11 protein-coding genes are annotated in these 12203 nt (G+C 68.0%); 9 read left to right on the forward strand and 2 right to left on the reverse strand.

Features of this window, described 5'->3' with window-relative positions; genetic code table 11:
* Nucleotides 1–195: 195 nt before the first annotated feature.
* The gene (ggt, locus tag QMX79_RS17015) at nt 196–1914 is read right to left on the reverse strand and encodes a gamma-glutamyltransferase (RefSeq protein ID WP_282247790.1); all 1719 of its coding nucleotides are present in this window, start codon (nt 1912–1914) and stop codon (nt 196–198) included.
* Nucleotides 1915–2012: 98 nt separating this feature from the next.
* Entirely contained in the window at nt 2013–2345 is a 333-nt protein-coding gene (locus QMX79_RS17020) for a hypothetical protein (protein ID WP_282247791.1), read from the reverse strand.
* 76 nt (nt 2346–2421) lie between these two features.
* On the opposite strand from QMX79_RS17020, the gene ilvC reads away from it, so the two are divergent.
* The 9 genes from ilvC to leuB all read left to right on the forward strand — a co-directional run bounded on the left by ilvC (nt 2422) and on the right by leuB (nt 12076).
* Entirely contained in the window at nt 2422–3396 is a 975-nt protein-coding gene (gene ilvC / locus QMX79_RS17025) for a ketol-acid reductoisomerase (protein WP_093533610.1), read from the forward strand.
* Nucleotides 3397–3434: 38 nt separating this feature from the next.
* A complete protein-coding gene (gene ilvG / locus QMX79_RS17030) occupies nt 3435–5171 on the forward strand; it encodes an acetolactate synthase 2 catalytic subunit (protein ID WP_282247792.1) in 1737 nt (578 codons plus the stop codon).
* Nucleotides 5155–5415 carry an ACT domain-containing protein gene (locus QMX79_RS17035; RefSeq protein ID WP_068853936.1) on the forward strand — a complete coding sequence of 87 codons (261 nt, stop codon included), beginning with the start codon at nt 5155–5157 and terminating at the stop codon, nt 5413–5415. The genes ilvG and QMX79_RS17035 overlap by 17 nt, the downstream gene beginning before the upstream one ends.
* A gap of 120 nt (nt 5416–5535) precedes the next feature.
* Nucleotides 5536–6633: a threonine dehydratase gene (locus tag QMX79_RS17040; RefSeq protein WP_282247793.1), complete on the forward strand. Its 1098-nt coding sequence runs from the start codon at nt 5536–5538 to the stop codon at nt 6631–6633.
* A complete protein-coding gene (locus QMX79_RS17045; protein ID WP_282247798.1) occupies nt 6627–8183 on the forward strand; it encodes a 2-isopropylmalate synthase in 1557 nt (518 codons plus the stop codon). The genes QMX79_RS17040 and QMX79_RS17045 overlap by 7 nt, the downstream gene beginning before the upstream one ends.
* Nucleotides 8184–8194: 11 nt before the next feature.
* Nucleotides 8195–8977, forward strand: a complete 783-nt coding sequence (locus QMX79_RS17050; protein ID WP_282247794.1) for a class I SAM-dependent methyltransferase — start codon at nt 8195–8197, stop codon at nt 8975–8977.
* Nucleotides 8978–9025: 48 nt separating this feature from the next.
* Nucleotides 9026–10447: a 3-isopropylmalate dehydratase large subunit gene (gene leuC / locus QMX79_RS17055; RefSeq protein ID WP_282247795.1), complete on the forward strand. Its 1422-nt coding sequence runs from the start codon at nt 9026–9028 to the stop codon at nt 10445–10447.
* Nucleotides 10447–11025: a 3-isopropylmalate dehydratase small subunit gene (gene leuD, locus QMX79_RS17060; protein ID WP_282247796.1), complete on the forward strand. Its 579-nt coding sequence runs from the start codon at nt 10447–10449 to the stop codon at nt 11023–11025. Before leuC ends, leuD begins: the two co-directional genes overlap by 1 nt.
* Nucleotides 11015–12076 (forward strand): 3-isopropylmalate dehydrogenase, encoded by a 1062-nt coding sequence (leuB, locus tag QMX79_RS17065; RefSeq protein ID WP_282247797.1) that lies wholly within the window; start codon nt 11015–11017, stop codon nt 12074–12076. Before leuD ends, leuB begins: the two co-directional genes overlap by 11 nt.
* Nucleotides 12077–12203: the final 127 nt, after the last annotated feature.

The following is a 12203-nucleotide window of genomic DNA, read 5'->3' on the forward strand; positions in this document are numbered from 1 at the left end:
GTACGGGGGCTTTGCGAAACATGGATGTTTCGCAAGAGCCCCCATGGATGGGTTCACGGCGCCCCCCGTACCCCCGCACCCGCCGGCCCAGCTCAGGCCATGCGAAAACCAAAGGCTGTTCGCCCCGATGCATGAAGCAGCCACGCAGGGCGTGGCTCTACAGGAACGTCCGGCAGCCAGGCGATACAGTACCGATCAGTACCCCGCTGCCTGCCCATCCTTGCGGCTTTCCGAAGCGCCGTAATACACACCGGTTTCCGGGTCGCGCATGATCGCCTGGTACCCACCGTACGGACCATCGGCGAACGTCACGCGGTGGCCCTTGCGCATCAGCGCGCGCACCGTCTCATACGGATAGCCGGTTTCCAGGTTCACCTCGCCGCCGTCGCTCATCGCCGTGGCCTGCCCGGTCGGCTCGGTCGACCCTTCATGCTGGATGCGCGGCGCATCGCCGGCTTCCTGCAGGTTCATGCCGAAGTCCACCAGGTTCATCACGATCTGCGCGTGGCCCTGCGGCTGCATCGCACCGCCCATCACGCCAAAGCTCATCCACGGCTTGCCGTCCTTGGTCACGAAGCCCGGAATGATGGTCTGGAACGGACGCTTGCCCGGCGCATAGCCATTGGGGTGGTCCTTGCGCAGCACGAACATCTCGCCGCGATCCTGCAGGATGAAGCCCAGCCCCGGCGGCGCCATGCCGCTGCCCATGCCCCGGTAGTTGGACTGGATCAGCGACACCATCATCCCGTCTGCATCGGCCACCGTCATGTAGATCGTGTCGCCTTCTTCCAGCTGCTTCGGCGTGCCCGGCTGCACCTCGCGCAACGCCTTGTCCATCGAGATCAGCTTGCGGCGCTCGGCCGCGTATTCCTTCGACACCAGCTTGGCCACCGGCGCCGGCTGGAACGCCGGATCGGTGTAGAAGCGCGCACGGTCCGCGAACGCCAGCTTCTTGGCCTCCACGAACAGGTGCACGTGCTCCGGCGAACCGAACGGAATCTTCGAGAAGTCATACCCCTCCAGCACGTTCAGGATCTGCAGCGCTGCGATGCCCTGGCTGTTCGGCGGCAGCTCCCACACGTCATAGCCCCGGTAGTTGCTGCTCACCGGCTCCACCCACTCGCCGTGGTGGCTGGCCATGTCGTCGTAGCTCAGGTAACCGCCGTTGGCCTTGAAGTACGTGCCGATCGTGCGCGCAATGTCGCCCTTGTAGAACGCATCGCGGCCGCCCTGCGCGATCTGCTCCAGCGTGTTGGCCAGGTTCGGGTTCTTCCACAGCTCACCCTTGCGCGGCGCATGGCCGTTGATCGTGAACTGCTCCTTGAAGCCCGGGTACTGCGACAGCTTGGGCACCGAACGGTCCCAGTAGTAGGCGATCACTTCCGCCACCGGATGGCCCTCGCGCGCATAGCGGATCGCCGGCGCCAGGTTGTCGGCCATCGGCTTGCGGCCGAAGCGGTCGTGCAGCGCGAACCAGCCATCCACCGCGCCCGGCACCGACACCGGCAGCGGGCCGGTGGCCGGAATGTCCTTCAGCCCCCGGCGCTGGAACTCGGCCAGGGTCAGCGACTTCGGCGAACGGCCCGAGCCGTTGTAGCCGTACAGCTTCTGGGTCTTGGGATCCCACACGATCGCGAACAGGTCCCCGCCCACGCCATTGCCGGTGGGCTCCATCAGCCCCAGCGCGGCATTGGCGGCAATCGCCGCATCCACCGCCGAGCCGCCGCCCTTCATCACATCCAGCGCGATCTGGGTGGCCAGCGGCTGCGAGGTGGCCGCCATCGCGTGCGGGGCGATCACTTCCGAGCGGGTGGCAAAGCCATGCCCGGTAACCCGGTCGGCGGCAGAAGACAGCATCGGCAGGGCGCACAACAGCGCGGCGGCCAACACGGCACGGGCAAGGGGTCGGGTCACGGAGTGGGTTTCCTGGAGGGGTGGCAAGCCTTCGATGGTGGCGGTTGGGGCCTGTTGCGCACATCCGACAATGGTCATGTACAGCGTCATCGGCGGGGTCATCCACGACAGCCATATCCGCGCAGAAACCGGGCTTCAATACTTGAATTGGGGTTCACCGGAACGCTTTCACGCGCAACCATCCTTATACGGCGGGGCTTTGCGCTGGATACAGCCGAAACCGTTGGAAATTGTCGAAACACGGTTGACAGCGGCAAAACCGCTGTGGTTTTCTCGATCACATGTTGCAGCGCCACACGCCCATTCGCGAATCCATCGAGCACGCCGGTCCCGGCGCGGCCTCCATCCGTTCGCTTCTTGTCCTCGTACTTATTACCCAACCAACAGGTGCGGGACGGACCGGCGTGTAAGTAGAACTGCCAGGTATCCATCAAAACCCGCACCCACCCTGGTGCGGGTTTTTTCGTTTCAGAACCCTCCGATTTCTTCCTCCAAAGGACCTCCCCCATGAGCACCAACGACCTGCCCCAGATCAAGATCGCTGTTGTCGGCTACGGCAGCCAGGGCCGCGCCCACGCACTGAACCTGCGTGAATCCGGTTTCGACGTGGTCATCGGCCTGCGTCCGGGCGGCCCGACCGAGGTCAAGGCACAGGCCGACGGCTTCACCGTGAAGGCACCGGCCGAGGCGGTGAAGGATGCGGACCTGGTCGCCGTGCTGACCCCGGACATGGTGCAGAAGAAGCTCTACGAAGACGTGCTGGCGCCGAACATGAAACAGGGCGCGGTGCTGCTGTTCGCCCACGGCCTGAACGTGCACTTCAACATGATCGCCCCGCGCGATGACCTGGACGTGGTGCTGGTTGCACCGAAGGGCCCGGGCGCGCTGGTCCGCCGCGAATACGAAATCGGCCGTGGCGTGCCGTGCATCTGGGCGGTTTACCAGGACCGCAGCGGCAAGGCCGCCGAGTACGCCCTGGCGTATGCCGCCGGCTTGGGTGGCGCACGCGCCAACCTGATCCAGACCACCTTCAAGGAAGAAACCGAAACCGACCTGTTCGGCGAGCAGGCCGTGTTGTGTGGCGGCGCCTCGGCACTGGTCCAGGCCGGCTTTGAAACGCTGGTGGAAGCCGGCTACCAGCCGGAAATCGCCTATTACGAAGTACTGCACGAACTGAAGCTGATCGTGGACCTGTTCTACGAAGGCGGCATCACCCGCATGCTGGAATTCATCTCCGAAACCGCGCAGTACGGCGATTACGTGAGCGGCCCGCGGGTGATCGACGCCGGCACCAAGGAGCGCATGAAGGCGGTGCTGGCCGACATCCAGGACGGCACGTTCACCAAGAACTGGGTGGCCGAATACGAAGCGGGCCTGCCGAACTACAACAAGTTCAAGCAGGCCGACCTGGAACACCCGATCGAGAAGGTAGGCAAGGAACTGCGCGCCAAGATGGTCTGGTTGCAAAGTCAAGCCGCGTAACCGCGCGGCTCCCCCACCGCTTTCGCAAAGGTCACCGCATGAACACCTCCGCACACAGCACCGCGCCCCGCAACGGCGCACGCTGGTTGACGCAGGCCCTGGAAGCCGAGGGCGTCGATACGCTGTTCGGCTATCCGGGCGGCACCATCATGCCCTTCTACGACGCCCTGGTGGATTCAGGGCTGAAGCACATCCTGGTGCGCCACGAACAGGGCGCGGCGCTGGCCGCCAACGGCTATGCCCGCGCCAGCGGCCGCGTTGGCGTCTGCGTGGCCACCTCCGGCCCGGGCGCCTCCAACCTGGTCACCGGCATCGCCGATGCCATGCTGGATTCGGTGCCGATGGTCTGCATCACCGGCCAGGTCGCCACCCCGCTGCTGGGCACCGACGCGTTCCAGGAACTGGACGTGTTCGGGCTGACCCTGCCGATCGTCAAGCACAGCTGGCTGGTGCGCTCGGTCGACGACCTGCCGCGCATCGTCCGCGAGGCCTTCCGCATTGCACGCGAAGGCCGCCCGGGTCCGGTGCTGATCGACCTGCCCAAGGATGTACAGATCGCCGACGCCAGCCACCTGCCCGCGCACGTGCCGGAAACGGTCAACCCGCCGGTGGCCCCGGCCGACGCCGCGCTGGCCGATGCCATCGCCGCGATCCAGGCCGCCGAGAAGCCGGTGGTCTATGCCGGCGGCGGCGTGGCCCTGGGCGATGCGGTGGAGGACTTCCGTGCCTTCGTCGACGCCACCGCCATTCCCACCGTGCTGACCCTGCGCGGCCTGGGTGGGCTGCCGGCGCAGCACCCGCATTACCTGGGCATGCTGGGCATGCACGGCACCCGCGCGGCCAACATGGCCGTGCAGGAGAGCGACCTGCTGGTAGTGGTCGGCGCGCGCTTCGACGACCGCGCCACCGGCAAGTTGAACGAGTTCGCCCCGTTCGCCCGCGTCATCCATATCGATGCCGACGCGTATGAGATTTCCAAGCTGCGTACCGCCGATGTGGCGGTGCCGGGCAACGTCGGCACCGCACTGCGTGCGCTGACCGCAGCCCTGCCGCGCGCAGCCGCATCGCAGGAGGCGTGGCGCAAACGCTGCGCCGGGCACCGCGAGCGCTTCGCCGCACGCTACGACGCACCGGGCGCGCACATCTATGCCCCGGCGCTGCTGAAGCGCCTGAGCGAAGTGGCCCCGGCCGACGCGATCATTGCCTGCGATGTCGGCCAGCACCAGATGTGGGTGGCCCAGCATTGCCGCTTCAACCACCCGCGCAACCACCTGACCAGCGGTGCGCTGGGCACCATGGGCTTCGGCCTGCCGGCCGCGATGGGCGCGCAGTTCGCCTGCCCCGACCGCACCGTGGTGCTGGTCTCCGGCGACGGCAGCTTCATGATGAACGTGCAGGAGCTGGCCACCATCGCCCGCTGCCGCCTGCCGGTGAAGATCGTGCTGCTGGACAACAGCTCGCTGGGCATGGTCCGCCAGTGGCAGGAACTGTTCTTCGCCGAGCGCTACAGCGAGATCGACCTGTCCGACAACCCGGACTTCGCCGCGCTGGCCAAGGTGTTCGGCATTCCGGCCACCCGCATTGAAAACCGCGACGACGTCGAAGGCGGCCTGGCCGCGCTGCTGGCCGAGCCCGGCCCGGCGCTGCTGCACGTGGCCATCGATGCCCGCGCCAACGTCTGGCCGCTGGTGCCGCCCAACAACGCCAACAGCACGATGCTGGAAAGCAACCCCGCCCATCAGCCCCAGGAGTTCCCCCATGCAATACCGGCTTGACCTGGTGCTGGTTCCGGCCGAAGGCGCGCTGCTGCGCGTGATCGGCATGGCCGAACGCCGTGGCTTCGCGCCGCGCGCGATCGTGGGTGCGCCCAATGCGGCCGACGATGGCCGCTGGCACCTGCAGCTGGTGGTGGACAGCACCCGTCCGCCGGAGACGCTGTGCCGCCAGATCGAGAAGATCTATGACTGTGTTTCGGTGCGGATCAGCGCGCTGGAGCCGGGTACTGGAGTAACCGTATGAACGCCCGCGCCGTGGTTCCGGTGCCGGTACGGAGGGGTCTTCTTCCGGAGGACCTGTTGGTCCGCGCAGCCACGCAGGGCGTGGCTCTACCCGATGGCCGCCGCAGGCACCGGGGTGGTCATGCCGGCTAGCCGTGCCCCGCAGGAATCGGAAGTAGGCGATGTAAGCGTCGCCGACGTGCTGGCCGCGCAGGCGCGGCTGCGCCGGTTCCTGCCGCCCACGCCACTGCATTATGCGGAGCGGTTCGGCACCTGGCTGAAACTGGAAAACCTGCAGCGCACCGGCTCGTACAAGGTGCGCGGCGCATTGAACGCGCTGCTGGCCGGGCGCGAGCGCGGCGATGACCGCCCGGTGATCTGCGCCTCGGCCGGCAACCACGCCCAGGGCGTGGCGTGGTCCGCCTACCGGCTGGATATCCCGGCCATCACGGTGATGCCGCACGGCGCCCCGGCCACCAAGATCGCCGGCGTCGCGCACTGGGGCGCGACCGTGCGCCAGCACGGCAACAGCTATGACGAGGCCTACGCCTTCGCGCGCGCCCTGGCCGACCAGCACGGCTACCGCTTCCTGTCCGCCTTCGACGATCCGGACGTGATCGCCGGCCAGGGCACGCTGGGCATCGAACTGGCCGCGCATGCACCGGACGTGGTGATCGTGCCGATCGGCGGTGGCGGGCTGGCCTCCGGCGTGGCGCTGGCGCTGAAGTCGCAGGGCGTGCGCATCGTGGGCGCCCAGGTCGAGGGCGTGGATTCGATGGCCCGTGCGATCCGCGGCGACACGCGCGAGATCGCCCCGGTGGCCACCCTGGCCGACGGCGTGAAAGTGAAGATCCCCGGCACCCTGACCCGCCGCCTGTGCAGTGCACTGCTGGACGACGTGGTGATCGTGCGCGAAGCCGAGCTGCGCGAAACCCTGGTGCGGCTGGCACTGGAAGAACACATCATCGCCGAAGGCGCCGGCGCGCTGGCGCTGGCCGCCGGCCGCCGCGTGGCCGGCAAGCGCAAGTGCGCGGTGGTCTCCGGCGGCAACATCGATGCGATGGTGCTGGCCCAGCTGCTGTCCGACATCCGCCCGCGCCCGCCGCGCAAACCGCGCCGCCGCGCCAGCGAGCGAACACGGCCACCGCTACCGACCGTGCTCGCGCCACCCCCGAATTCCATCGTCCTTCCTTCCCCTGCCTTGCCATCCGACCTTGCCGTCGAGGAGACCTCCTGGTGACCACGCCCAACTCCCCCCGAATTCGAATTTTCGACACCACCCTGCGTGACGGCGAGCAATCGCCCGGCTGCAGCATGAGCCCGCAGCAGAAGCTGGTGATGGCACGCGCGCTCGACGAGCTGGGCGTGGACATCATCGAAACCGGCTTCCCGGCCAGCTCGCAGTCCGACCGCGACGCGATGGCGATGATCGGCCGCGAAGTGCGCCGCCCGACCCTGGCCGTGCTGTCGCGCTGCCTGGCCGCCGACATCGAGACCTCGGCCAAGGCCCTGGACGCGGCCGCCAACGCGCGCCTGCACGTGTTCCTGTCCACCAGCCCGCTGCACCGCGAGCACAAGCTGCGGATGAGCCGTGAGCAGGTGCTGGAATCGGTGCACAAGCACGTGAGCCTGGCGCGCAGCTACATCGACGATGTGGAGTTCTCGGCCGAAGATGCCACCCGCACCGAGGAAGACTTCCTGATCGAAGTGGCCCGCGTGGCCGTCGCCGCCGGCGCCACCACCATCAACCTGCCCGACACCGTGGGCTTCACCACCCCCGAAGAGATCCGCGGCATGTTCCAGCGGGTGATCGCCGGGGTGCCCGACAGCGACCGCATCATCTTCAGCACCCACTGCCACAACGACCTGGGCCTGGCCGTGGCCAATTCGCTGGCGGCCATCGAAGGCGGCGCCCGCCAGGTGGAGTGCACCATCAACGGCATCGGCGAGCGCGCCGGCAACTGCTCGCTGGAAGAGCTGGCCATGGTATTGAAGGTACGCAACGCCTTCTACGAAGAAGACACCCGGATCAACACCCCGCGCATCGTGTCCACCTCGCAGCTGCTGCAGCGCCTGGTCGGCATGCCGGTGCAGCGCAACAAGGCGATCGTGGGCGCCAATGCCTTCGCGCATGAATCGGGCATCCACCAGCACGGCATGCTGCGCCACCGCGGCACCTACGAAATCATGCGCCCGGAAGACGTGGGCTGGGAGAACTCGCAGATGGTGCTGGGCCGCCACAGCGGCCGCGCGGCGGTGGAAGCGCGCCTGCGTGCACTGGGCTTCTGGCTGGAGGAAGAAGAGCTGAAGCTGGTGTTCGAGCAGTTCAAGACCCTGTGCGAGCAGCAGCGCGTGGTCACCGACGCCGACCTGCAGGTATTGATGCAGGGCAGCTCCACCCAGAACGGCTACCGCCTGGCCTCGATGACCATCAGCGACGTGGGCAGCCGCGCCAACGCACTGGTCGAACTGTCGGACCCGGACGGCAACCGCGTGGCCGAAACCGCGCAGGGCGATGGCCCGGTGGACGCGCTGTTCGGCGCGCTGGCCGCCGCCACCGGCGTGCAGCTGATGCTGGACAGCTACCACGTGCACAGCGTGGGCATCGGTGCCGACGCGCGCGGAGAAGCCAACCTGAGCGTGCGCCACGACGGCGTGGAGTACGAAGGCACCGGCACCAGCCGCGACATCATCGAAGCCTCGGCCCTGGCCTGGCTGGACGTGGCCAACCGCCTGCTGCGCCAGCGCCAGGCCAACGCCGAACAACCCGCGGCCACCGCCGCCGCCTGAGGAACCCACGCATGAGTGCCTTCGACAGCCCCTACACCGCCGACGCTTCCCAGCACTGGAACGCGCACGACTACGCCATCGACGCCGGCTTCGTGCCGCTGCTCGGCGGTGCGGTGGCGCGCCTGCTCGACCCGCAGCGCGGCGAGCGGATCCTCGACCTGGGCTGCGGCGATGGCGTGCTGAGCTTCGACCTGGCACTGAGCGGTGCGCATGTGACCGGCGTGGACAGCTCGCCCGAGCTGATCGGCGGCGCGCGCGCCCGCGGCATCGACGCGCTGCTGATGGACGCCCATGCGATGACCTTCGAGCGCCGCTTCGATGCGGTGTTCAGCAACGCCGCGCTGCACTGGATGCGCGAACCGGACAAGGTGATCGACGGCGTGCGCCGTGCGCTGCGCCCCGGCGGCCGCTTCGTCGCCGAGATGGGCGGCCAGGGCAACGTGGCCACCATCACCAGCGCGCTGCAGGCGGCGCTGTGCAGCAACGGCCATGCGGTGCCGGCGTTCCCGTGGTACTTCCCCAACGAGGACGAGTACGCCGACCGCCTGCGCGCGCACGGCTTCCAGGTGCGCCATATCGAATGCCTGGCGCGCCCGACCGTGCTGCCCACCGGCATGCAGGGTTGGCTGCGCACCTTCGCCTCGCCGTTCCTGGCCGGCCTGGATGCCCGCCAGCGCCAGCGCGTGCTCGACGACACCGTGGCGCTGCTGGCCCCGACCCAGCGCGATGCGCATGGCCAGTGGACCGCCGATTACGTGCGGCTGCGCTTCGAGGCGCGGCTGCGCACTTCCTGACCGACCCGAACCGCCCTATCGTCACATGAACCACAGCAAGGCCATTCCATGACCCCAGCTCCCCGCACCCTGTACGACAAACTGTGGGACGCCCACGTGGTCGTGCCCGAATCGGACAGCGCGCCCGCCGTGCTGTACATCGACCTGCACCTGATCCACGAAGTGACCTCGCCGCAGGCGTTCACCGAACTGCGCGAGCGCGGCCTGTCGCCGCGTCGCCCGGACCGGACCAAGGCCACCATGGATCACTCCACCCCGACCCTGCCGGCCGGCGCCGACGGCAAGCTGCCGTATGCCAGCGCCGCTTCGGAAGCACAGGTGGCGATGCTGGCGCGCAACTGCGCCGAGCACGGTATCGAGCTGTTCGACCTGCAGTCGGCCAACCGCGGCATCGTGCACGTGATCGCACCCGAGCAGGGCTTCACCCAGCCGGGCATGACCATCGTGTGCGGCGACAGCCACACCTCCACCCACGGCGCGTTCGGCGCGCTGGCGTTCGGTATCGGCACCAGCGAAGTGGGCCACGTACTGGCCACCCAGTGCCTGCTGCAGCGCAAGGCCAGGACCATGGCGATCACCGTCGATGGCGCATTGGCGCCGGGCGTCGGCGCCAAGGACGTGGTGCTGCACATCATCGGGGTGATCGGGGTCAACGGCGGCACCGGCCATGTGCTGGAATTCCGTGGCAGCGCGATCACCGCGATGGACATGGAGCAGCGCATGACCCTGTGCAACATGTCGATCGAAGCCGGCGCCCGCGCCGGCATGGTCGCGCCGGACCAGGTCACCTTCGACTGGGTGGCCAACACCCCGCGCGGCCCCAAGGGCGTGGAGTTCGACATCGCCGTGGCGCAGTGGAAGCAGCTGCGCAGCGACGCCGGCGCGCGCTTCGACGTGGAAGTCCACATCGATGCGGCCGACATCCGCCCGACGCTGACCTGGGGTACGCATCCGGGCACGGCCATCGCGGTGGACGCGCCGATCCCGGCCGCCAACGACGCGGCCGACCAGAAGGGCCTGGACTACATGCACTTCCGCGCCGGGCAGACCCTGGCGGGTACGCCGGTGGACGTGGTGTTCGTCGGCTCGTGCACCAACGGCCGGCTGAGCGACATGCGCGAAGTGGCGCAGGTGCTGCAGGGCCGGCGCGTTGCCACGGGCGTGCGCATGCTGGTGGTGCCGGGTTCGGAGATCGTCAAGCGCCAGGCCGAAGCCGAAGGCATCGACGCCATCGTGCGCGAGGCCGGTGCCGAATGGCGCGAGCCGGGCTGTTCGATGTGCATCGCGATGAACGGCGACCTGGTCGCCCCCGGCCAGCTGGCGGTGAGCACCAGCAACCGCAATTTCGAAGGCCGCCAGGGCCCGGGCTCGCGCACGCTGCTGGCCTCGCCGATGACGGCCGGCTGGGCAGCGGTGAACGGCCGGGTGGCCGATCCACGTGAACTGTATGCAAGCCAGGAGGTGGCCTGATGAGCGGCTTCCGTAGCCTGACCTCGACCAGCGTGGTGCTGCGCGAGACCAACATCGACACCGACCAGATCATTCCGGCGCGGTTCCTGTCCACCACCGAACGCGCCGGGCTGGGCAAGCACGCGTTCAACGACTGGCGCTGGCAGGCCGATGGCAGCCCGAACCCGGGCTTCGCGTTCAATCAGCCGAACAACGCCGGGCGCAGCATCCTGCTGGCCGGGCGCAACTTCGGCTGCGGCTCCTCGCGCGAACACGCGCCGTGGGCATTGGCCGACCTGGGCCTGCGCGCGATCGTGAGCAGTGAAATCGCCGACATCTTCCGCGGCAATGCGCTGAAGAACGGCTTGCTGCCGATCGTGCTCGACGAAGCCGACGTGCAGACGCTGATGCAGCGCCCGGACGATGCATTGACCGTGGACATCGCCGCGCGCGAGCTGCGCACGCCCGATGGCCGGGTGTATTCCTTCCCGCTGGACGGCTTCTCGCAGACCTGCCTGCTGGAAGGCGTGGACCAGTTGGGGTATCTGTTGGGTCGTACCCCTGACATTGAACGTTACGAGAGTGAACATGCACGCTGAGATTGTCGTATTGCCCGGTGATGGCATCGGTCCGGAAGTCGCCGCGGCCGCGGTTGCGGTACTGGGCGCGGTGGCCGAACGTTTTGGCCACACCTTTGGTTTCAGCGAACACGATATCGGTGGCATCGCCATCGACCGCCACGGCGAGCCGCTGCCGGCGGCCACGCTGGAAGCCTGCCGCCAGGCCGATGCGATCCTGCTGGGCGCGGTGGGCGGCCCGAAGTGGTCCGACCCGAACGCGAAGGTGCGCCCGGAACAGGGCCTGCTGGCAATCCGCAAGGCGCTTGGACTGTATGCCAACCTGCGGCCGGTGCGTACCCACCCGGCCGCGCTGGGCGCGTCGCCGATCAAGGCGGAGCTGCTGGAGGGCGTGGACTTCGTGGTGGTGCGCGAGCTCACGGGCGGCATCTACTTCGGTGAGAAGACGCGCACGGCGGACACCGCCAGCGATCTGTGCAGCTACAGCGTGGGCGAGATCGAGCGGGTGATGCGCAGTGCGTTCCGGCTGGCACGGCAGCGTCGGGGCAAGGTCACTTCAGTAGACAAGGCCAACGTGCTGGAAACTTCGCGCCTGTGGCGTGACGTGGCGGCGCGGATCGGCCGCGAGGAATTCCCGGAGATCGCGCTGGAGCACCAGCTGGTGGATTCGATGGCCATGCACCTGCTGGCCAAGCCGCGCGAGTACGACGTGATCGTGACCGAGAACATGTTCGGCGACATCCTCACCGATGAGGCCTCGATGCTGGCAGGTTCGCTGGGCCTGCTGCCGTCGGCGTCGCTGGGTGAGCCTGGCGCGGTCGGGATCTACGAGCCGATCCACGGGTCGGCGCCGGATATCGCCGGCAAGGGCATTGCCAACCCGTACGCCACGATCTTCAGCGCCGCGATGCTGCTGCGCCATTCGTTGGGGTTGGAAGCCGAAGCGGCCGCCGTTGAAGCCGCTGTGCATGCGGCGTTGGATGATGGCGTGTTTACTGCGGATCTGGCGGCCAAGGGCCAGGCTGTTTCGACTACGCAGGCTACTGACGCTGTGCTGGCGCGGTTGGGCTGACGTTTAAAGGCCCTCGTTTGATCGTTTACGAGTGATGGGCCGGCGGTGGCGGGGGTACGGGGGGCGCCGTGAACCCATCCTTGGGGGCTCTTGCGAAACATCCATGTTTCGCAAAGCCCCCGTACCC

It is taken from the genome of Stenotrophomonas sp. PS02300 (assembly GCF_029959395.1).
Lineage (GTDB): Bacteria > Pseudomonadota > Gammaproteobacteria > Xanthomonadales > Xanthomonadaceae > Stenotrophomonas > Stenotrophomonas maltophilia_AD.